At 46.0% G+C, this 22,936-nt stretch carries 17 protein-coding genes; 16 read left to right on the top strand and 1 reads right to left on the bottom strand.

Annotation, left to right across the window (positions count from 1 at the left end):
* The first annotated feature begins 35 nt into the window (after positions 1–35).
* From ALT761_RS15605 to ALT761_RS15595, 3 genes are read left to right on the top strand one after another with little or no spacing between them, the layout of a single operon-like run.
* Positions 36–1,616, top strand: a complete 1,581-nt coding sequence (locus ALT761_RS15605; protein ID WP_129739883.1) for a TolC family protein — start codon at positions 36–38, stop codon at positions 1,614–1,616.
* Complete coding sequence (locus ALT761_RS15600; protein WP_129739882.1) at positions 1,613–2,932, top strand: efflux RND transporter periplasmic adaptor subunit; 1,320 nt, start codon at positions 1,613–1,615, stop codon at positions 2,930–2,932. Before ALT761_RS15605 ends, ALT761_RS15600 begins: the two co-directional genes overlap by 4 nt.
* Positions 2,925–6,077, top strand: coding sequence for an efflux RND transporter permease subunit (locus ALT761_RS15595; protein ID WP_129739881.1), 3,153 nt, complete (start codon positions 2,925–2,927; stop codon positions 6,075–6,077). Before ALT761_RS15600 ends, ALT761_RS15595 begins: the two co-directional genes overlap by 8 nt.
* A gap of 94 nt (positions 6,078–6,171) precedes the next feature.
* Here ALT761_RS15595 and ALT761_RS15590 read toward each other — a convergent pair whose 3' ends face one another.
* Positions 6,172–7,386, bottom strand: a complete 1,215-nt coding sequence (locus ALT761_RS15590; RefSeq protein WP_129739880.1) for a dipeptidase — start codon at positions 7,384–7,386, stop codon at positions 6,172–6,174.
* Between the two features lie 384 nt (positions 7,387–7,770).
* Here ALT761_RS15590 and ALT761_RS15585 point away from each other — a divergent pair, with 384 nt between their 5' ends.
* The 13 genes from ALT761_RS15585 to ALT761_RS15525 all read left to right on the top strand — a co-directional run bounded on the left by ALT761_RS15585 (position 7,771) and on the right by ALT761_RS15525 (position 22,932).
* Positions 7,771–8,538 (top strand): SapC family protein, encoded by a 768-nt coding sequence (locus ALT761_RS15585; RefSeq protein ID WP_129739879.1) that lies wholly within the window; start codon positions 7,771–7,773, stop codon positions 8,536–8,538.
* Between the two features lie 358 nt (positions 8,539–8,896).
* Complete coding sequence (gene mraZ / locus ALT761_RS15580) at positions 8,897–9,355, top strand: division/cell wall cluster transcriptional repressor MraZ (RefSeq protein WP_057789935.1); 459 nt, start codon at positions 8,897–8,899, stop codon at positions 9,353–9,355.
* Positions 9,352–10,293: a 16S rRNA (cytosine(1402)-N(4))-methyltransferase RsmH gene (rsmH, locus tag ALT761_RS15575; protein WP_062088014.1), complete on the top strand. Its 942-nt coding sequence runs from the start codon at positions 9,352–9,354 to the stop codon at positions 10,291–10,293. The genes mraZ and rsmH overlap by 4 nt, the downstream gene beginning before the upstream one ends.
* On the top strand, positions 10,290–10,625 hold the full coding sequence (ftsL, locus tag ALT761_RS15570) for a cell division protein FtsL (protein ID WP_013782930.1): 336 nt from the start codon (positions 10,290–10,292) through the stop codon (positions 10,623–10,625). Before rsmH ends, ftsL begins: the two co-directional genes overlap by 4 nt.
* Positions 10,622–12,397 (top strand): penicillin-binding transpeptidase domain-containing protein, encoded by a 1,776-nt coding sequence (locus ALT761_RS15565; RefSeq protein ID WP_129739878.1) that lies wholly within the window; start codon positions 10,622–10,624, stop codon positions 12,395–12,397. Before ftsL ends, ALT761_RS15565 begins: the two co-directional genes overlap by 4 nt.
* A complete protein-coding gene (locus tag ALT761_RS15560) occupies positions 12,387–13,979 on the top strand; it encodes a UDP-N-acetylmuramoyl-L-alanyl-D-glutamate--2,6-diaminopimelate ligase (RefSeq protein WP_129739877.1) in 1,593 nt (530 codons plus the stop codon). Before ALT761_RS15565 ends, ALT761_RS15560 begins: the two co-directional genes overlap by 11 nt.
* Entirely contained in the window at positions 13,976–15,409 is a 1,434-nt protein-coding gene (locus ALT761_RS15555; RefSeq protein WP_129739876.1) for a UDP-N-acetylmuramoyl-tripeptide--D-alanyl-D-alanine ligase, read from the top strand. Before ALT761_RS15560 ends, ALT761_RS15555 begins: the two co-directional genes overlap by 4 nt.
* Positions 15,403–16,485: a phospho-N-acetylmuramoyl-pentapeptide-transferase gene (gene mraY / locus ALT761_RS15550; protein ID WP_057789946.1), complete on the top strand. Its 1,083-nt coding sequence runs from the start codon at positions 15,403–15,405 to the stop codon at positions 16,483–16,485. Before ALT761_RS15555 ends, mraY begins: the two co-directional genes overlap by 7 nt.
* Complete coding sequence (gene murD, locus ALT761_RS15545; RefSeq protein ID WP_129739875.1) at positions 16,485–17,897, top strand: UDP-N-acetylmuramoyl-L-alanine--D-glutamate ligase; 1,413 nt, start codon at positions 16,485–16,487, stop codon at positions 17,895–17,897. Before mraY ends, murD begins: the two co-directional genes overlap by 1 nt.
* Positions 17,897–19,438: a cell division protein FtsW gene (ftsW, locus tag ALT761_RS15540; protein WP_129740668.1), complete on the top strand. Its 1,542-nt coding sequence runs from the start codon at positions 17,897–17,899 to the stop codon at positions 19,436–19,438. The genes murD and ftsW overlap by 1 nt, the downstream gene beginning before the upstream one ends.
* Positions 19,431–20,519: an undecaprenyldiphospho-muramoylpentapeptide beta-N-acetylglucosaminyltransferase gene (gene murG, locus ALT761_RS15535; protein ID WP_129739874.1), complete on the top strand. Its 1,089-nt coding sequence runs from the start codon at positions 19,431–19,433 to the stop codon at positions 20,517–20,519. The genes ftsW and murG overlap by 8 nt, the downstream gene beginning before the upstream one ends.
* The gene (murC, locus tag ALT761_RS15530) at positions 20,519–21,967 is read left to right on the top strand and encodes a UDP-N-acetylmuramate--L-alanine ligase (RefSeq protein WP_129739873.1); all 1,449 of its coding nucleotides are present in this window, start codon (positions 20,519–20,521) and stop codon (positions 21,965–21,967) included. The genes murG and murC overlap by 1 nt, the downstream gene beginning before the upstream one ends.
* On the top strand, positions 21,964–22,932 hold the full coding sequence (locus ALT761_RS15525) for a D-alanine--D-alanine ligase (protein ID WP_129739872.1): 969 nt from the start codon (positions 21,964–21,966) through the stop codon (positions 22,930–22,932). The genes murC and ALT761_RS15525 overlap by 4 nt, the downstream gene beginning before the upstream one ends.
* The last annotated feature ends 4 nt before the right edge of the window (positions 22,933–22,936 follow it).

Below are 22,936 nucleotides of genomic sequence, written 5' to 3'. Positions count from 1 at the left end.
CCCTTAGTGCACAGGGAAATTAATGTGGTTTTCTCATGTTTAATTGTAATCTGGGTATAGTTTTTACTAGCCTAACTCAAGCTCGCTCTCGAACTTATTACCTTCAGCGAGCTTGGCTGGGGGTGTTGCTTTTTGTCGTTAGTACATCTTCCCTCGCGACGACCCTCAGTCTTAAAGATGCGCAACATCTCGCGCTCAACCAAGACGTTTATTTTCAAGGTAGCAAACTTGAAGAGGCTGCGTATCAGCACGATAGTGATGCGGCTGATAGTTGGGATAACCCTACTATTACCACTACACTGCAAAGCGTGCCAACAGATGGTTTTTCCCTCAATCAAGAGCCCATGACTCAGTTGAAGCTGGGTATTCGACAAGCTATGCCAAGAGGAGACTCTGCAAGCATTTCTCGCACTATTGCCATTGAAGAAGCCCAAAAAGAACCGGTGAAAAGAGCAGCAAGGCGGGCGTGGTTGTTGCGAGCTGTGGCGATGGATTGGTTGGCGTGGTATCAAGCGGAAAAAACCCTAGCCTTGTTACGAGAAGAGTCGCAGTCGTTAGTGCAATTACTCGAGACGGTAGAATCGTCTTACCGAAGTGGTGTGGGGAGCACTCAACAGCAAGACATCATTCAGATTCGGTTAGAGCGCCTTCGCTTAAAAGATACGCTTTTGCAGAAACAACAAGCTGCATCGGTGGCTTTAGCGCAGTTGTCGAGATGGTTCGATTTCTCCAGTGAAGTCAGTTTTACTGTGCCCGAAACCCTCAATCATCACGATATATTCCCTTTTAATAAATCCGTAGCTAGACAGGTTAAACGACGTGACGTACTGGATGTTATTGACGCTCATCCTTCTGTGCAGTTACTTGCAAAAGACGAGTTGGTGGCTACACAGAAACTTAGTCTAGCGAAAGAGCAAACCAAACCTAAGTGGGCCTTCGAAGCAGCCTACGGATATCGACAAGATGCCCAAAACGGCATGAGCCAGGCTGACTTCATTAGTGTGGGTGTCCAAGTTGATTTACCGCTGTTTAGCAGTAAGCGGCAAGATGCAAATGTGTCGGCATCAGCAGCAAGATTAGGGGTGACATCCACACAGCGACGACTAGAAGTGAGGCGATTAGCAGCCCTTGCTGAAGCTCGTGAAGCAGAGCTTGTCAATTTGTCCGCTAGGCAGCAATTATTTGATACCGCACTACTTGCACAGTCAGAGAGTTTAGCCGAGTCAGCGCTTAATGCTTACATGACCGATAAGGGCACATTCGACGGCGTAATGCGTGCACGTATCTCATATATATCAGCAAAGTTAGATGCCTTAGCGCTTCACGTCGATATAGCAAAGACTTTAGCCGAACTCGCTTACCTATATTACCCGCTGACAAACGAACAAAATCAGTTAACAAGTTCTAGATTGGATGACAGATTTCTAGACACCCATATTTCAAGTAGCCATGTGCATACCCCATCCAGTGCACAATTCGGTTATGGACACCCACTTCAAAGCTCTGAATCAAACAATGAATCACTACTGACTAGAGTGGAGACTAAAGTGGACATCCACACTAATTCAAACATGGACACCCACAAAACCACTACCGACGGAGCAGCAAAACAATGAAGACACTATTTATTTTAATAGTCGGGTTACTCGGTGGCGCAGCGGCTATGTTTGTTTGGAATACAAATATGCAGGGCGAGACTGCTGTTGAGGGTGTGGTTGCTGGCGGTGATGACAACTTAAATAATAAAAAGCCCCTTTATTGGGTTGCACCTATGGATGATGCTTACCGTCGAGATAAACCGGGTAAGTCGCCAATGGGCATGGATCTAGTGCCTGTATATCCGGCATTGGATAGCAGTGAAAATCATGGTGAAGGTGAGGTGACAATTTCACCCCAGGTACAGCAAAATATGGGTGTGAAGTTTACCACGGTAAAACGAGGGCAACTGGATTTGACCTTTAGTGCAGTGGGGAATGTTACCTATAACGAAGACTACTTGGTGCATATCCACCCCAGAGTAGAGGGTTGGATTGATAAGCTGTTTATTAAAACGGAAGGTGAGGCCGTTAGCCAAGGGCAAAAACTGTATACCCTTTATTCACCTGCTTTGGTGACTGCGCAAGAGGAATTTGTTATTGCGCTAAAGCGAGGAGACACACGCTTAGCCGCAGGTGCTAAACAACGTTTAAAAGCGCTGCACTTATCGGATGGGTTTATTGCGCAACTCGAAAAAAGCCGCGAGGTTTCACAAACTATTACCTTCTTTGCTCCCCAAGCCGGCGTGGTAGAACATTTAGGCGTTCGCGAAGGGTTCTACGTTCAACCTGGTACCACGGTGCTTAGCATTGCTCGTTTAGACAGTGTATGGGTTGAAGCGCGCGTATTTGAACAAGATGTCCCTAAAGTGGCACTTGATCAGCAGGTATCGGTCACGTTTGACTATCTGCCAAATAAAATCTTTTCAGGAAAAGTTGATTTTATCTACCCAGCACTTGATGTTGAAACACGCACGCTCAGAGTACGGGTTACTTTAAAGAACGACAGCGGTGACATTAAACCGAATATGTTCGCCAATATGATTTTTACCAAGCAAACCGAAAGGCCTGTGCTGTATGTGCCTTATCAAAGCGTTATTCAAATACGGTCGCAGGACCAAAATCAAAATCTCGGCCAAAACCGAGTCGTTATGAATGTCGAAGAAAGCTTCAAATCTATAGCCGTCAATGTTGGGCGAAAAGCAGGGGAGTTCATTGAAATAACTCAAGGCGTAAATGAAGGTGACAAAATAGTGCTGTCGGCGCAGTTTTTGATTGATTCAGAGTCGTCTAAAACATCAGATTTCAAGCGTATGCAGTCTCATGCCGATCATGAATTACATCATCAGGAAGTGAATCAACAGGCCAAGCATCACGAGGGCATGCACCATGATTGAAGCCATCATACGCTGGTCGGTGGCCAATCGCATATTGGTGCTGCTGGCAACGGTGTTTATCTCTATTGGTGGGGTAATAGCGGTAAAACAAACTCCCATTGATGCCATTCCTGATTTATCAGATGTTCAGGTGATTGTTAAAACCAGCTATGCAGGGCAATCGCCCCAAGTGGTGGAAGATCAAGTAACCTATCCGCTCACCACTGCCTTAATGTCTGTGCCGGGTGCAAAAACAGTTCGAGGATTTTCATTTTTTGGTGACTCTTATGTGTACGTTATTTTTGACGACAGTACCGATATGTATTGGGCACGAAGCAGAGTGCTGGAATACCTTAGCCAAATAACCTTGCCTGATGGTGTGGTACCCAAACTGGGGCCTGATGCTACTGGGGTAGGGTGGGTTTACATGTATGCCCTCGTTGATGAGTTACACCACTACGATGCTGGTGAGCTTAGGGCTTTGCAAGACTGGTTCTTAAAATATGAATTGCAAAGCGTGCAGGGGGTGTCGGAAGTCGCCTCTGTAGGCGGCATGGTTAAACAGTATTTACTGCAACTTTATCCGCAAAAGTTGCAAGCGTATAACGTGCCTTTACGTCATATTGAAACGGCACTCGCCCGAGGCAACAATGCAGCGGGGGCGTCAGTAATAGAAATGGCTGAAGCCGAGTATATGGTGACATCTTCTGCCTATCTTACGGGTACTGAAGATATTGCTAATATTCCTTTAGGCGTTGTTCACAATGGCGTGGCGATAACGATAGGTGATGTCGCAAGTGTAGTAGAGGCGCCACTTATGCGCAGAGGCATCGCTGAGCTAAACGGAAACGGCGAAGTGGTAGGTGGCATAGTAGTGATGCGCTTTGGCGAAAATGCTAAGGCGACTATTGATAATGTGAAGGCGCGTATTGAAACGTTGAAGGCCAGTTTACCTAGTGGCGTAAATATTGTACCTGTATACGACCGTTCCACCCTTATCGATAATGCCGTCGATAACCTATGGAGCAAGCTTGTTGAAGAGTTACTTGTGGTAGGTGCCGTCTGCTTAGTGTTTCTTTTTCATGTGCGCTCATCGCTGGTTGCCATAATCACGTTGCCAATTGGCATATTAGTAGCCTTTATTGTAATGAAATTCCAAGGGCTTAACGCAAATATTATGTCTTTAGGTGGTATTGCTATTGCCATGGGGGCCATGGTAGATGGCGCTATTGTGTTGGTGGAAAACCTGCATAAGCATATTGAACGGGCGACAGCGCAAGGAGAGCAAGTAAAAGTTGAAGCGCGTTGGGCGCTAGTGGTGAAGTCGGCCACCGAAGTGGGGCCAGCTCTGTTCTTTTCACTGTTGATAATTACCGTGTCTTTTATCCCTGTTTTTACCTTAGAAGCACAAGAAGGGCGAATGTTTGCCCCTCTCGCTTTTACGAAAACCTATGCCATGGCTGCCGCTGCGGCGTTAGCCATTACCTTGGTGCCAGTGTTAGCCGGCTATTTCGTGACAGGCAAGCTAAAAGCAGAGCATCGCAACCCGTTAAACAAGGCTATTTCGACAGGGTATGTTAAGGCGTTAACGGCTGCGCTGAACCACCCTCGAAAAATAGTGTTCGCAGCCCTTATTGCGTTAGTTTCCGTAGTATGGCCAATGCAGCATATCGGTAGCGAATTCATGCCATCTTTAGATGAGGGTGACTTGCTCTATATGCCTACTACTTACCCTGGTATTTCGGTGGGGAAAGCGAGAGAATTGCTACAACAAACCGATAAGCTGATTGCCACAATACCCGAGGTGCAAAATGTATTCGGTAAAGTGGGCAGGGCAGATACCGCTACCGATCCTGCGCCTTTAACTATGATAGAAACCTTTGTGCAATTAAAGCCTAAATCCCAGTGGCGTGCGGGTATGACAACATCAAAATTGAAGGAAATATTAAACAGTACGGTGCAATTTCCAGGCGTATCCAATGCGTGGGTGATGCCAATTAAAACGCGTATCGATATGCTTGCCACCGGTATTAAAACCCCAGTGGGGATTAAAATAGCGGGTCCAGAATTGGCTGGTATTCAGCAGGTGGGAAAACAAATAGAAGCTGCGCTAGAAAACTTTGAGAATACCGCATCGGTATTTGCCGAGAAAGTTGCAGGTGGGCGATATATCACTATTGATATTAGTCGTGATAGGGCGGCGCGATACGGGCTCAATATCGCTGATATCCAAGAGGTCATCAACACTGCTATAGGTGGGCGTACATTGGGTGAAACCGTAGAGGGAAGGCAGCGTTTTCCTATTAGTATGCGTTACCCACAACAATATAGAGATTCTCCAGAAGCGCTAAGACAACTTCCCATAGTGTTAGCAAACGGTGCCAATATTACCTTGGGCGAGGTAGCCGATATTGCTATTGAGGTGGGGCCCGCGGCAATAAAAAGCGAAAATGCTCGATTAAACGGTTGGGTATTTATCGATATTGAAAGCGGCGATTTAGGCAGTTACGTACAAAGTGCAAAAGAACATGTTGCTAATACGGTTTCATTGCCTCCAGGCTATTCGTTAACATGGGCTGGGCAGTTTGAATACTTAGAAAGGGCTGAAGCAAGGCTTAGTGTTGTGGTGCCGTTAACATTAGCCGCTATCGTGTTACTGCTGTATCTAAGCTTCAGGCGAGTTACCGATGTAGCACTTATTATGGTTACTTTGCCGTTGGCATTGATAGGCAGCTACTGGCTATTGTATGCACTCGAGTTTAACTTCTCTGTAGCCGTTGCCGTTGGGTTTATTGCGTTGGCGGGAGTCGCGGTTGAAATAGGCGTTATTATGCTGGTGTACCTGCATCAAGCGGTTGAAGCGTTTGCCGGAAAAGCGTGCTCTACTACGCATGCCCAAGCATCTGCTGAGCAAATAAAACAAGCACTCAAAGATGCCATTATTGAAGGTGCCACGCGGCGTGTAAGGCCGGTAATGATGACGGCGCTCTCTATTATAATAGGCTTACTACCTGTGCTGTATGCAACGGGAACCGGTGCTGAAATTATGCGACGTATTGCTGCCCCTATGGTGGGAGGGATGCTAAGTGCGCTGGTACTAACCCTGTTTGTGCTACCTACTGTGTTTTACCTTGTTAAGACGTGGCAGTTGAAGCGACGTTCGTAAGAAAACACACTACACAGCCACCTTAGAAACAAAAAGGCAGTTAGGATAACCTAACTGCCTTTTTAGTATTTGTTCGGCTGTTTTATTTCAACGATTAATGCTTGCTGGCGTATTCTTCCACTTGGGTCCATACACGCAGTAAATTTCCGCTCAAGATTTTTTCAATATCTGCACGGCTGTATTTTCTGTCCAGTAACCCCTGAACTAAATTAGGGAAGCTAGCCACATCTTTTAAGCCGATGGGTAACGAGTCACCTACGCCGTCATAATCAGAACCAATTCCTACGTGCTCAATACCAACCAGCTCTACCACATGGTCGATGTGATCAAGTACTTCATCAAGTGTTGAGTAAGGGTAAGGCACTTCTTTGCGGTAGTTAGCTTCGAAGTCTTCCAGTTTCGGGCTATCTTCACCTTCAGCGGCAATTAATGCTTTGCGCGCTTGTGTTAACCCCGTGCGCCACTTACCGGCTTCTTTCGTGACAAAGCTTGAGCCAAAGTTAATCATGATAACGCCGCCATTATCGCCAAGCGCTTTAACCATTTCGTCATTCATATTACGCTCGAAGCCTGGTGTAAAGCGGCGAAGCGATGAGTGAGACGCAATTACGGGCACTTTTGTTAGCTCAATAACTTGATAAAAGGCATCGTCAGATACATGAGAAATATCAAGCATGATGCCGATGTTGTTCATCTCAGTAACCAGTGTTTTACCAAACGGACTTAACCCGTTCCACTGACGGCGCAAATCGTATGACGAATCTGAAATATGGTTCGACTGGCTGTGGGCTAATGTAATATAGCGAATGCCACGTTCGTGAAACGCTTCTAGATTAGCTAAATCGCCTTGAAGTGGGGAGCCATTTTCCATTCCCATGGGTAATGAAATAATGCCTTTTTCGAACTGGGCTTTTACGTCTGACGGGCTTTTGGCAATGGCAAATTTATCAGGGGCTCGCGCCACTATGGCTTCTACAGAATCAATAAGCAAATGAGCAAGTTGTGTTGATTCTGGTGAATTATCTAAACTCGCCGGTACATAAATTGACATGAAAGGAGCATTTAAGCCGCCTTTGACCGCGCGAGGGTAATCAAAGTCTCCGCCTTTTGTGGCTTTGGTTACATCTACCCATGCGTTTTTAACCCGATAAGGCACATCGATATGGCCATCAACAATAATCGTTTCTTGGGCTATTTTTATCGCTTTTTCACCTGCTGTGTAAGTGGGTGTGTTATCAGCAATGGCTGATGCGCAAAGTAGAGTGGAAATTGCGAGTGCACAAGATTTTAGCGGGAAGAAGCCCTTCATTTTTGTTTTTCCTTATCGTTGTTGTAAGACAAAAGACTAAAAGAAAACCTTCATGCCTACAATGGCTCGAACGCCTTATTCTTTTATTTCTTCTGATTTCCTTTCATTTCGGGCTTTTTTATTCTCAATGCCCCTAAAAACAGTAAAATTGTGCGTTTTTAGAGCGGTTACTACCATTCACTTTAATTTTACATTGCAATAAAAATTTAAAACTTGTTATTGTGTTGACGCGTGACTTCATAACGCGAATGCGGGATACTCCCGAGCGCGTCGCCGAATAGGATGAGAGTGAGTTCATCCGCGCGGCCTACATAATTTTTCGTGGCACCCCTCACTTCTCAGTTATTTTACAGGGGCCACAGTAAACAAGTATGAGAAAGTAAAATGGCTATTAATTTTGTACCGCTAGATAAAGAAAAACACAAAGACGTAAAAGTCGCGGTTAGCAATACCTTTAAGTTTGCGAAAGATACGCACCTTGCTGCAGCCACTATTCGTGAGTTTGCTCAATTGGCTGCCACTATGCCGCTAGTATTTATTGAAGATGCTAATGCTAAACGTCACCATGTTGTTGCAATGCTTGGCATGGAACAGAACAAAAACCTGTTTCTTACTGGCGACAAATGGCAGGGCCCTCACGTTCCAATGAACATCCTTCGTTACCCTTTTGATGTTCGCCCTGATGGCGAGAAGCTAGGTGTATACATTGATGAAAACAGCGACCTAATCGGTGAAGAAGGTGAAGCCTTATTTACTGACGCTGGTGAGCCAACGGAATTCTTGCAAAACCGTCAGCAGTTTTTAGCTGACCTTGCTAACAGCGAAATGATGACTCAGCGTTTTGTTCAACAAGTTGTTGACCTAGACCTGCTAGACCCAATTCAAATTCGTCTTACTTACCAAAGCGGTCAACAACGTAACGTTACTGGCATGCTAAGCATTAACGAAAAGAAAGTACTTGAGTTGCCAGAAGAGAAAGTGACTGAGCTTCACAAGTCTGGTTTCTTAGGCGCTATGTACGCGGTAATGATGTCAGCAGGCCAATTGAACCGTTTGGTTGAGCTTTCAAATGGTACAGACAACCCAATTCGCAGCATGCAATTGTCAGTGGTTAAACCTGAAGAAGCACAAGCTGAAGCGCCAAGCGCATAGGTATTATCACCCACTAGGGTGATTGAAGCGCTAAGCTAGACAATAAAACCGATACTGGGAAACGAGTATCGGTTTTTTCGTATTTATCATATTTACTTTCCCCAACCCCTTTTTATTTTGCCCCTCTTTTCTTAGGCGTTATCAACTACTTCGCCAAAACACTGTATATGCACACAGTTCAAAGCCAGTAAATACGTGGCCTTCACTATGCTTTTTAGCTTGACAGTGGGGATCAATGATACCTAAACTGTCAATCAGTGGGTAAATGTGGCGAATAGTGGATCGAACCATCATTGTTTTGCAGATCAGTACTCAAAAAAACAAGAAAACCAAGAGCAAAATATAGAAGGCTAGGGGAATGTTCCGCGGCGCTAACGCAATCAATCTGGATACAAAAGGCAGACTAGCGATACCAACAAAGTATCGGCAGTCGCTGCTGGATGATTGTAATGGACAGCTGGTCTGTACGGTCGATACACAGCAAAGTTGTTTGCTGCTTTACCCACTTCCCGAATGGGAAGAAATTGAGCTTAAACTCATTAAGTTCTCAAGCATGATTCCAGCGGAAAGACGCATGCAGCGTTTATTACTCGGTCATGCTACTGAAGGTGAAATGGATAAAAGCGGACGAATTCTGCTTCCTACTCCGCTACGCCTTCATGCTCACCTATCAAAAGAAGTCATGTTAGTTGGTCAGTTGAATAAGTTTGAAATTTGGGATGCCGAAGTATGGGCTGAACAAGTTGAGCTTGATATGGATACCGAACGCAAAGGCGAATTTGAACTCACCGAACGTTTACAGGACTTTTCCTTATGAGCCAATCTAACGAATTCAAACATGTTTCTGTGTTACTCGACGAGTGCATAGAAGCCCTAGCTATCAAACCTAACGGTATCTACATTGATGCCACATTCGGCCGTGGAGGCCATTCTGCGCACATTCTTGATGCGTTGGGTAGCGATGGTAGCTTAATCGCGTTTGATCGCGACCCTCAGGCCATAGAAGCGGCTAAGCGTTTTGCCGATGACAGCCGTTTCCGTATTATTCATTCTCCTTTTGGCGATATGGCTGAAGAAATTGAAGCCCTTGGTTTAACCGGAAAGATTGACGGCGTATTAATGGATTTAGGTGTTTCGTCACCTCAGCTTGATGACGCCGAACGTGGGTTTAGTTTCCTTCGCGATGGCCCGCTAGATATGCGTATGGACACCTCACGCGGTGAAAGTGCAGCCGATTGGTTAGCCCGCGCCGAAGAACAAGACATTACCCAAGTGATTAAAGAATTTGGTGAAGAGAAGTTTGGTAAACGCATTGCGCACGCCATTGTAAATACTCGTGAAACCACACCTATTACTCGTACTGCTCAGTTAGCCGCACTTATTGATGAAGCCGTACCAGTCAAAGATAAGTTTAAACATCCTGCCACTCGGGCATTCCAAGGTATCCGAATTTACATTAATGCTGAGCTAGAGCAGTTGCGAATAGGCCTAAAAGCAGCCACTCAAGTGTTAGCAAAAGAAGGCCGCTTAGCGGTTATTTCGTTTCATTCTTTGGAAGACCGACTAGTAAAACGCTTTATAAAAGACCAAAGCAAAGGCAAATCAGTACCGCACAATTTGCCCATAACCCAAGCTGAAATAGATGCCGATAAAGTATTAAAAGCGTTAAGTCGGGCTATAAAACCCTCTGAATTGGAGATTGCGAACAACGTTCGCTCACGCAGTTCTGTACTAAGGGTGGCCGAAAAGCTATGACGTTAGGTAAGCCTGACAGGGCAAATACAAACTTCAGTTTACTGCTGATTATTGTGTCAGATTTAACCCGCAACAAGTTGCGGGTTTTGTTGTATTTAGCGGTTCTGCTTAGTGGCATGGCGGTTATTCTTGGTAGCCACCAAAATCGCCAGCAAGTTATTGCCCTTGAAGACCTGATGCAGCAGAAAGATGAGCTGGATGTTGAATGGCGCAATTTAGTGCTAGAACAACGTGCGCTTACCGAACATAACCGCATTGAAACCTTGGTTGAAAAGCAACTTGATATGTACCGTCCTACAGCCGATGACGAAGTGGTAGTGAGACTTAAATGACCACGCCAACCGTTAAACGTAGCCGCAAAGCGAGCGGAGCGAAACAGAACGTCACACCAAGCTTGGTGCACTGGCGCTTTGTGGTTGTGCTTATCGTGGTTATCTCGGTTTTCGCGGCACTGGCTGCCCGCGCGGCGTTTATTCAAGTTATTGAGCCTGATGAACTTATTCAACAAGGCGATAGCCGTACCTTGCGTACGCGCAACATGCCTACCTATCGCGGCCTAGTGACAGACAGAAATGGGGTTGAGCTAGCCGTAAGCGTGCCAGTTCGGGCCATTTATGCCGATCCTAAAATTATTCATGAGAACGATGGCCTTGCTGAGCCACGTCGTTGGCAAGCGCTGGCCGATGTATTAGGCCAGTCGGTAGATAGCTTGCAAGAAAAAGTAAGCAATCCTAAGCGCCGCTTTGTGTACTTGCAGCGTCAAGTGTCTCCTGCCATGGCCGAGTATGTTGATAAACTTGATATTCCAGGCATTTACTTACGTCGTGAGAGTCGTCGTTATTATCCTACCGGTGAAGTGTCGGCCCAATTAATCGGTGTTACCGATGTTGATGATACAGGTGTTGAAGGCCTAGAGCGTATGTACGATGAGTGGCTAACTGGTACGCCCGGTTCCCGCAAAATTCGTCGAGATGCAAAAGGTCGCCAGGTAGAAATTTTAGAAACCACCACTGGCGAAGATGCGGGTAATCTGCAACTGACTATCGACCAACGTATTCAAGCGTTAGCGTACAAAGAAATTAAAGAAGCCATGATTTACTATCAATCTAGTTCTGCCTCGGCAGTGGTGATTGATGTAAAAACGGGCGATGTACTGGCCATGGTAAATGCGCCGTCTTTTAACCCTAACGATCGCAGTAATATTTCACCCCACCGCATGCGTAACCGCGTCATTACGGATGCATTCGAGCCAGGCTCTGCGTTAAAGCCGTTGGCGGTACTAACTGCTATGGAATTTGGTGAAGTAGAAGCTGAAGATGTAGTAGATACTAACCCTGGTTGGATGCGCCTAGGCGGAAGCTTAGTTAAAGACTCGCGTAACTATGGCGAGCTTACCCTTGAAGAAATTATCCAGCATTCAAGCAATATGGGTACCTCGAAATTAGCGCTGTCTGTGCCTAAGCAATTTCTACTCGACACCTATTACAACATTGGGTTGATGTCAGATACGGGCCTAAATATGGCGGGTGAAAGCAGTGGTATCTTCTACGACCGAAGCCGTTGGTCTGAATTCGAACTTGCCACCTTGTCATTTGGCTATGGGATATCGGTAACCACTGCGCAACTTGGGCGGTTGTACGCCACATTGGCGAATGGCGGTATCAAGCAGCCTCTGAATATTATCAAGTCGCCACAGCAAACCGGATGGCAAGGCCAGCCTGAACGGGTAATAAGTGAAGAGAATGCAAAAGCTATAGTCCAAATGATGGAAAGCGTAACCCAGCGTGGCGGTACAGCGAAAAAAGCAGCCGTTCCAGGTTATCGTGTGGCAGGAAAAACAGGCACCAGTCGCAAGGCTGTGGCAGGTGGCTATGGCGAAGAGTATGTGAATATCTTTGCCGGTATTGCCCCAGTTTCCGACCCAAGACTTGTCACTATTGTGCTTATTAACGAGCCTGGTGGTGATTTGTATCACGCCGGTGACACCGCGGCCCCTGTATTTTCATCAATTATGGGCGGCGCTTTACACATGCTAAACGTAACCCCAGATGACAAGCACGTGACGTCAGGCGCATGGCTGAAAGGAGGCAACAGTGGTAGTTAATTCCTTTATTCAAAGTACGCGTGCGCTAATGGCAAAGTTTGGCATAGACGCGCCAGATATTCGTATTGAAGGCCTAACTTTAGACAGCCGTGATGTGAACACAAAAACAGCATTTGTAGCGGTTAAAGGTCATGAGCGTGACGGAAGAGATTTCATACCTCAGGCGATTAGTTTAGGCGCGCGTGTCATTCTGGCGCAAACTGACGACAGTCAAGCCCATGGCCAAATGGAAATGCGCGACCATTCGGTAATTATTTCGCTATATCAATTACCTAGCATGCTATCGGCATTGGCGGCTGCGTTTTACGATTACCCCGCTTTGAAAATGATGACAGTGGCGGTAACGGGAACTAACGGAAAAACCTCGACAGTTCAATTGCTTACTCAGTTGAAAGATGCGCTGGGTACGCGCAGTGCAAGCGTTGGCACTCTTGGCAGTAGTGTATATGAAGGTGAAAATACCCAATGGGTTACGACCGCCGCGGCTAATACCACCCCTGATGCTATTCGTTTGCAGTACGTGTTGGCAGAGTTTGTGCAATGCGAAGTGCGACATACGGCGTTTGAAGCTAGTTCTCATGCATTAGTGCAAGGCCGGTTAAGCCAAGTGAAAACAGATATTGCAGTATTCACTAATTTAACGCGGGACCATCTTGATTATCACGGCACCATGGAAGAGTACGCGAAGGCAAAACGTTTGTTGTTAGATCAACCTGGCCTTGAAGCTGTTGTGTTGAATGTAAACGACAGTGAAAGCCAGAATTGGGCTAAATATTTAGACACGAACGCAGCTAATCATGAAGGCTTAAAGAAAAGCGAAGATAAAAAGCCGAGAGTGACACGAGTATGGACAGGATTTGAACCCACTGATGATGTTTTAGCCACGCACAAACAACCACAAGATCGCCATTGTTTCGCCACAAATGTTTCATACCATTCTTCAGGAATTCGATTCGACCTTGTTTCTTCATGGGGCACAGCACCTATTGAATTGGCATTGTTTGGCTCGTTTAACGTGAGCAATACGCTAAGCGCTATTTCATGTTTATTGGCGCAGGGCGAACGCTTTGAAAATGTAGTGCGGGTAGTGAATGGTTTGCAACCCGTACCGGGAAGAATGGAAGTGTTCCCTGTAGAGGGCAGTGCCAGCGTAATTGTTGATTATGCGCACACGCCAGACGCGTTAGAACAAGTGCTGAAAAGCGCTAAAACACATACTGCTGGTAAAGTGTGGTGCGTGTTTGGGTGTGGTGGCGATCGCGATAAAGGCAAGCGCCCCTTAATGGGAGTAGCGGCTGAACTGCATGCTGACGTGATTGTCATTACCACTGACAACAGTCGTAGCGAGTCGCCAGAAAGTATTGCTAGCGATATTAAGGCGGGCTTGCAACGCCCCAATGACGCAGTAGAAGAAGCAGACAGAGAAAGCGCTATTCGCTATTGCCTAAATAGTGCAGATGAGAACGACATTATTGTAGTGGCTGGTAAAGGCCATGAAGATTACCAAATTATTGGTACCCAACAGACAGACTATAACGAACGTACAGTTGTGGCTCGACTACAACAGGAGTACAAAAAATGATAACTACAACACTGTCGTGGATAGCCAGCCAAATAGACGGCAAACTTGACGGACAAGATTGTGAAGTCAATGCAGTAAGTACAGACACACGAACCTTAGATTCGGGCTCTGTATACCTTGCATTAAAAGGCGATAATTTCGACGGCCATGCTTTTGCAGAAAGTGCTGAAAAAGCGGGCGCAAGTGCAATTATTGCCAGCGAACCTGTGAATGTTTCCATTCCTGTGGTGTATGTTGAAGACACTAAACTGGCTTTAGGCCTTTTAGGGGCTGCTGTAAAACGTGAAGTGGCACCTAAAACTATCGCTATCACAGGAAGTAGCGGTAAGACTACCGTGAAAGAAATGTGTGCGGCCATATTAGAGCGCCGCGGCTCTGTTCTTGCTACCAATGGCAATTTTAACAACGATATTGGGGTTCCGCTTACCTTACTTCGCCTAGAACAACACCACGAATACGCGGTGATGGAATTAGGTGCAAACCATCTAGGTGAAATTGCTTACACCACTAATCTGGTTAAGCCAGATGTTGCCACTATCGTCAATGCTGCAGCTTCTCACCTTGAAGGGTTCGGGAGTTTGTTAGGTGTAGCGCGTGCAAAAAGCGAAATCTTTAAAGGCTTAGGCGATAACGGCACTGCCATCGTTAATGTAGACAGCCAATTTGCCGATTTCTGGCAAGGTAAGCTCAAGCAAAAGCGGGTATTAACTTTCTCGCCAATGCAAAAGAACAACGAAGCCGACTTCACAGCAGAAGATATCATTGTAGGTCTTGATGGTTGCGCAGCATTTCAGTTGTGTAGCAACGAAGGTGAAGCTGCTATTCAATTAACTATTCCTGGTATCCATAATGTGGGAAATGCACTCGTTGCTGCGGCCCTTACCATGCAATTGGGTGCCACCCTTGAGAACGTACGTGACGGTTTGCTTGCGATGAAGCAAGTAAAAGGGCGCTTGAATGTTAAGACATTAGGTAGCCAAGTACGTTTGCTCGATGATACTTACAACGCCAACGTTGCTTCTGTGAATGCGGCTATCGATACACTAAGTACTTTCTCTGGCATTAATGTTTTGATATTGGGCGACATGAAAGAGCTCGGCGAAAAAGCGCGTTTCTATCATGAGCAAGTCGGTAATTACGCACTAAGTAAAGGTATTGATTACCTGTATTCATTTGGTGTGTTAAGTCAGTCCGCCAGTGCAGTGTTTGAAGAAGTTTCAGGAAAAAATGGGACTGAAAAAAATAGCGGCCATTTCACTGATATAGACAGTTTGATGAAAGCGCTAGAGCAAGACCTACAAGTAGAACAACAAGATATTTCAATTTTAGTAAAAGGCTCACGCAGTTCTCGTATGGAACGCGTGGTAGAGGCGATAGAGGCCTCTTCGCTGGGAAAGTTTGAACGCCGTCGGGAGCGTATTGCATGTTAATTTGGCTAGCTGACTGGCTGACACAATTTGATACTGGGTTTAACGTATTTTCATACCTTACCCTAAGAGCGATTTTAAGTACGCTAACGGCGTTGCTGATTGCTATTTTAATTGGCCCTAAGATGATTCGTTATTTGCAAACCATGCAGATAGGGCAAACCGTACGTGATGATGGCCCGCAAAGTCATTTATCTAAATCGGGTACACCTACTATGGGTGGCTTACTGATTTTAGCGGCTATAGTAGTGAGTGTCTTATTGTGGGCAGATTTAAGTAACCGCTACGTCTTAGTGACCTTAGCCGTGGTGGTGTCGTACGGCATTATCGGTTTTGTTGATGACTATCGCAAAGTGATCCGTAAAGACTCAAAAGGCTTGATTGCGCGCTGGAAGTATTTCTGGCAATCGGTGGTAGCCATTGGGGTAGCTTTCTTCCTATATAGCAGTGCCACATTAAGTGCTGAAACCTCATTGCTTATCCCTTTCTTTAAAGAAGTGTTTCCGCAACTAGGCGCCTTTTTTATCATTATTACTTACTTTGCCATTGTGGGCACAAGTAACGCAGTAAACCTAACCGACGGCCTTGATGGTTTAGCCATTGTACCGACTATTTTAGTGGCAGGTGCTTTCGCTATTTTTGCTTATGTAACCGGGAACGCGAATTTCGCCGACTACCTTAATATTCCGCATATTCCCCTTACCAGTGAATTGGTAATTGTGTGTACGGCCATTGTTGGTGCTGGGCTAGGATTTTTATGGTTTAACACCTATCCAGCACAAGTCTTCATGGGCGATGTAGGTTCATTGGCATTAGGTGGCACATTGGGCGTACTAGCCGTATTAGTTCGCCAAGAAATTGTACTGATTATTATGGGTGGTGTGTTTGTAGTAGAAACCTTATCGGTCATTTTGCAAGTGGGTTCATTTAAGTTGCGTGGACAACGTATTTTTAGAATGGCACCTATTCACCACCATTACGAATTAAAAGGTTGGCCGGAGCCGCGAGTAATTGTGCGCTTCTGGATCATTTCTATCATTTTAGTCCTTGTTGGGCTGGCAACGTTGAAACTTAGATAATGACATATAACGTACGTGCACATTCTTATGTGGTAGGCGGCCTTGGAGTAACAGGTCAGGCTTGCGTGCGTTTTCTAAAACAGCAAGGGGCGAAGGTAAAAGCCTTTGATACCCGCGATACTTTCAACGTGTCAGCACCATTAAATATCTGCGTAACCACCGGGACATTACCTCGTGACTTCTTTGCAGGCGTTGATACCTTGGTACTGAGTCCAGGCTTACCGCTTAACATTGAACAAGTGGAACACGCAAAAGCCTGTGGTGTTGAGGTGATTGGCGACGTGGAATTGTTTGCACGTCTTAACACTACGCCAACCATAGGCATTACCGGTTCTAACGGAAAAACCACGGTTACGCTTTTAACGACTCACATGCTAAAGGCGTGTGGGTACGAGGTGTGTGAGGCGGGTAATGTAGGGCGCCCAGTACTTGAAACCCTTCCAGAATCCATAGCAGAGCTTGAAACTCAGTCTTCTTCTTTGGATGTCATTGTTTTAGAACTATCTAGTTTTCAGCTTGAAACAACGTCGAGCTTAAAGCTAAATGCCGCATCGATTTTGAATATTAGCGATGACCATTTAGATAGACACGGCGATATGCAGCACTACACAGCGGCCAAACAACGTATCTTTAGTCATTGTAATACCGCAGTAGTATGGCGCGGCGACAAACAGGTTACGCCAACTTCAAATTGCGAAAACACTATCACCTATGGCCTTGATGCTAGCGATACCGGCTTTGGTTTACGCGAAGGTGCGATTACCTTCAACGGTGAAGCACTGCTTAACACCGCCGATATTCGATTGGCAGGCATGCACAATGTGCTAAACGTGATGGCGTCGCTGGCATTGTGCCAAGCGTTTAGTACTTCATTGAATAAACCAGCCCTGCTTAATACAGCCGCACTTGCGGTGGCAAGCTTTAGTTCGGCGCCGCACCGCTGCGTAGAAATTGCCAACATTAATGGCGTGAAATGGATTGATGACTCGAAGGCCACTAACGTGGGAGCCACTATCGCAGCTATTCAAGGGCTTGCACCTACCACTAAAGGAAAGATTATTTTAATTGCCGGTGGTGATAGCAAAGGGGCAGATTTAAGTGCTTTAAAACCTGCGCTAGATGAAAGTGTTAGTGAAGTGATTGCGTTAGGCAAAGATGCAGAAAAATTCAGCGCTGTTTTTAGTGATACCACAATAGTGGCCTCAATGGAGATGGCGGTGTCGGCTGCAAACTTACGTGCTGGTAACGGCGATATTGTCTTGCTGTCCCCAGCCTGTGCAAGTATCGACATGTTCAAAAACTATATGCACCGTGCACAAGTATTTACTAATGCCGTCACACATATTACCACAAGCGTGAAATTTGCTCGTGACGCTAGCGTAATGAAAGAAGCGGGAGGTTTGCCATCATGATGACGACTGCAAGCGCTCCCCAAGCAAACCGCGCGTTAAAAACAAAAGATAAGCCGCAAGCCGATACTAAATTAAGTGCGTTGTTTGCGGCTCGTCATGACGAACAAAACCTTCAAAGCCCCTACGATATAGGCCTTATCATAGTTGCATTAGCGCTAATGACGATAGGTATTATCATAGTGACATCAGCTTCAATGCCGGTTGCTGAAAGAATTCACGATAACCCTTTTTACTTTGCTATTCGACACGGTATTTACATTGTGGGGGCAATTATTGCTGCCATGGTGGTGCTAGAGCTTCCCATGCAGTTTTGGCGTACGGCAAACCCTTATCTGTTGTTAGCGGCTATTGGTCTATTGGTGGCAGTGCTGCTTATTGGGCGCACCGTAAACGGGAGTACTCGTTGGCTGGCGTTAGGCCCCATCACCATTCAGGCTGCAGAGCCTGCCAAGCTTTTCTTCTTCACTTACTTGGCCGGCTACCTAGTTCGCCGTTATGAAGAAGTAACGGAAAATTTAAAAGGGTTTATAAAGCCATTAGTGGTGTTCTTCGCATTAGCCATGTTACTGCTGCTACAACCCGATTTGGGTACTGTGGTCGTAATGTTTGCCACTACCATTGGGCTGTTATTTTTAGCGGGTGCTCGCTTATGGCAGTTCTTTGCGTTGGTATTCGCGGGCGTATTGGCGGTTGTTGCCCTTATCGTGTTTGAGGAATACCGCATGAAGCGGGTGACCTCATTTCTTGATCCTTGGGCCGATCCTTTTGGCGCTGGGTATCAGCTTACCCAATCGCTTATGGCTTATGGCCGCGGCAATTGGTTTGGCCAAGGTTTGGGTAATAGCCTACAAAAGCTAGAGTTTTTACCAGAAGCACACACCGATTTTGTGATGGCCATTTTAGCTGAAGAGCTTGGCTTTGTGGGTGTGCTTGCGGTACTTGGCTTAATATTATGGATGGTGGTACGTGCGCTACAAATAGGTAACAAAGCCTTATTGAAATCACGCCCATTTGAAGGGTATTTAGCTTATAGCGTAGGAATTTGGTTTAGTTTTCAAACCGCAGTTAATATTGGTGCCAGTGCAGGTATTCTGCCTACCAAGGGGTTAACGCTGCCATTAGTGAGTTACGGTGGTTCATCGCTTATTGTTATGTCTGTTGCGGTGGCTTTATTGTTGCGTATCGATTTCGAATTGCGTGTAGATGGTGTTCAAGCTCTCGGGCGTGGCGACATTAAGAAAACTGGAAAAGTGAAAGCAAAGCCTAGTGCTAAATCAGCAGCTAAGCCGCCAGTGAGAACGAAACATACCAATGCTGAACCGTTCGCTGATGCCGAGGCTGATTACAACCAAGCCCCTGATCTGAAAGCGTCTGATGTGAACGCTCCTGATATGCATGAGAGTAGCGAAGACGCGCCAGTAGTTAAAACAAAAGACGCTGGAACAAAAAAATCATCTAATACAATTTCTCCTGAAGATGAAGGCAAAGCCGGTATTAAGGCCATTTTAGCCCGTGTATCTAAGGAGGCTTCGAGTGAGTAAGCGTTGCTTAATTATGGCTGGTGGCACTGGGGGGCATGTTTTCCCTGGATTAGCGGTGGCTCACGCGCTGCAATCAGCGGGTTGGGAAATAGAATGGCTAGGTACTGCTGAGCGAATGGAAGCCGACGTTGTGCCTAAACATGGCATTCCCATTCACTTTATTCCAGTGAAAGGTATTAGAGGTAAAGGGCTAAAAGCCAAATTATCGGGCGGTATCGCATTGATAAAAAGTTTGTTTTCGGCTCGCCGTATTATTAAACGGGTGCAACCAGATTTAGTGCTTGGGTTCGGTGGTTACGCCAGCGGCCCTGGTGGTGTTGCTGCCAAATCGTTAGGCATTCCCGTGGTAATACACGAGCAAAATGCGGCCGCGGGCATGACCAATAAGTTATTGGCTAAAGTTGCCACACGAGTACTACTCGGTTTTAAAGATGCTAAACCACAATTTGCCAAGGTTAGCTCTAAAGTCCACACCGTGGGTAACCCGGTGCGAGACGAAATTTGGAAAGTTAACCCTAAAGAAGCAGTTTCAGACCAAACCGTAAAGGGTAAACTTAACCTTCTTGTTGTTGGCGGAAGTTTGGGTGCTAAAGTGCTAAATGATACTGTGCCCGAAACGTGTGGGGTCATTGATGGTTTATCTATTCGACATCAGTGCGGAAAAGGCAATAAAGCATCGGTAGAAGCGCTTTATGCAGGTTCGGATAATCCCGTTGAAGTCAGCGACTTTATTGATGATATGGCAGCGGCCTACGAATGGGCTGATTTTGTGATTTGCAGAGCCGGTGCGCTCACTGTTGCTGAAGTAGCCGCGGCAGGAAGAGCAGCATTGTTTGTACCTCTTCCACACGCGGTAGACGATCATCAAACAAAAAATGCGCAGTCGTTAGTAAAGTATGGCGCTGCCATTATGATTGCGCAGTCAGCATTAAAAGACAATTTAAGGCAGGCAGTTCGGCACTGGGTAACACACCCTAGCGATTGCCAAAAAATGGGTGAAGTAGCAAGGCAACACGCCAGTACTCACGCCACTGAACAAGTAGTAAGCCATTGCATGGCAGTAGTAGGAGAAGGGGAATAATGGTTTTTAAGACCCCATTTGAAAGCCCGCAAATGCGCAGGGTGAAGAAAATATTTTTTATCGGCATTGGCGGTGCGGGTATGGGCGGTATTGCTGAAGTACTGCTTAATGAAGGTTACGACATTGCTGGCTCTGACATAAATTCAGGGCCAATGACTCAGCGCCTTAGTGATTTGGGCGTGGATGTAAAGATTGGTCATAAAGCCGAAAACGTTGATGGTATGGATGTGATTGTGGTTTCTAGCGCCATTAATGAAGCTAATCCAGAGATTATTACCGCCAGAGAGCAACGTATTCCAATTATACGTCGCGCGGAAATGTTAGCGGAATTAATGCGTTTTCGTCATGGTATAGCCGTGGCAGGAACCCATGGTAAAACCACAACAACCAGTTTGATCTCTACCATTTTTGCACAAGCGCAGTACGATCCAACGTTTGTTATTGGCGGCTTGTTAAATAGTGCAGGTACTAACGCGCGCCTAGGTAGAAGCCGTTATTTAATTGCTGAAGCCGATGAAAGTGATGCATCGTTTTTACACTTGCAGCCTATGGTGTCGGTAGTTACGAATATTGAAGCTGACCATATGGATACCTATGGCGGTGACTTCTCGAAAGTGAAAGACACTTTTGTTGAATTTTTGAGTAATTTGCCATTTTACGGGCAGGCAATCGTATGTGGCGACGACGCCAACATACAAGAGATTAGCCCGCGTATTGGCCGCAGTATCATTACTTATGGTTTTGAAGCGCACAACGATGTGCGAGCTGAGGATATTACCTTGTCGTTTGGACAAGCTAATTTTACCGTTATACGGCCAGAGCGTGAGCCTTTGAAGGTGACATTAAACCTAACCGGTAACCACAATGTGCTAAATGCGTTGGCAGCCATTGCTGTGGCAACGGATGAAGGCATTGATGATGACGCCATTGTGGCCGCATTGGCAAGCTTTGGTGGTATTGGTCGTCGGTTTGAAGTACTTGGCGATTTTAATACCAGTGTTGGCAACGTTACCTTGGTTGACGATTATGGTCATCACCCTACAGAAGTGAAAGCCACGATAGCGGCAGCGAGGGCTAATTGGCCCGAGAATCGTTTAGTGATGGTGTATCAACCACACCGGTTTACTCGTACTCGTGATTTATACGAAGACTTTGTTAACGTGCTGTCTACGGTAGATGTATTGCTATTGTTAGACGTTTACCCGGCCAGTGAACAGCCTATTGAAGGTGCTGACAGTAAATCTTTGTGTCGTTCTATCCGTCAACGTGGCCAAATTGAGCCCGTTTACGTGGGCGGTAAAGAAGCGCTTCCCGCCATTCTTGCCAATATTTTGGTAGAGGGCGATATCGTGATGACCCAAGGCGCTGGAAACATTGGTCAAATTGCTAAGTTGCTCGCCAGCCGCGAGATGGAGCCAAAAGCGCTGCATCAGGAGAGCGATGCATGAGTCTTTTTAGCAACTTAAAAAAATATGATGCTGCCGAATTTGGAAAAGTGGCGGTCATGTTTGGCGGCGACTCTGCCGAACGTGACGTGTCGCTAAACTCAGGAAACGCGGTGCTTGCAGCGCTTTTACGAGAAAATGTAAACGCTATAGCTTTCGATCCGGCAGAGCGACCACTTACTGATTTAATCAGCGAAAAAGTTGACCGAGTACTTATCATGTTACACGGTCGAGGTGGTGAAGATGGTTCAATGCAAGGGGCACTACAACTGCTTAAAATTCCCTATACGGGAACGCCGGTTTTAGGTTCTGCCTTGGCGATGGACAAAATTCACACCAAGCAAGTATGGCAAAGCCTTGGCTTACCTACTGCTAAATATGAAATTGCTGATAAAAGGCGCTTTGAAGCTGGTAAGTGCAGCGCTATAATGGAAAAGTTGGGGAATGAAGTCATGGTAAAACCGGCCCGAGAAGGGTCGAGTATTGGCATGGCGAGAGTGACAAGCGCTGAACAACTCGAAAATGCCATACAGGACGCCTTTAACTATGACAACCAGGTCCTGTTAGAGCAATACATTAAAGGCCCTGAGTTTACGGTTTCAGTAATTCAGGGGCAGGCATTGCCGTCTATTCGCATGTCTACTCCACATACGTTTTATGATTACGCTGCAAAGTACCAAGACGATACCACAGAGTATTTTTGTCCAAGTGGTTTGTCTGACGAGCAAGAAGCACATCTTGCTCAGCTATCGACGCAGGCATTCGATTCTATTTCTGGCTCTGGCTGGGGTCGCATTGATGTGATGCAAGATAGTGATGGGCATTTTTATTTGCTTGAAGCGAATACGGTGCCTGGAATGACGGAAAAGAGCTTGGTGCCTAAAGCGGCTAAAGTGGCAGGGTTAAGTTTTGATGAACTGGTTCTGGCAATATTGGCCACCAGTTTCGACCCTGACAGCAGAGCATAAAGCG

This window comes from Alteromonas sp. 76-1, from assembly GCF_900654235.1.
Taxonomy (GTDB): Bacteria; Pseudomonadota; Gammaproteobacteria; order Enterobacterales; family Alteromonadaceae; genus Alteromonas; species Alteromonas naphthalenivorans.
This window is presented reverse-complemented; position numbering and strand designations above follow the sequence as displayed.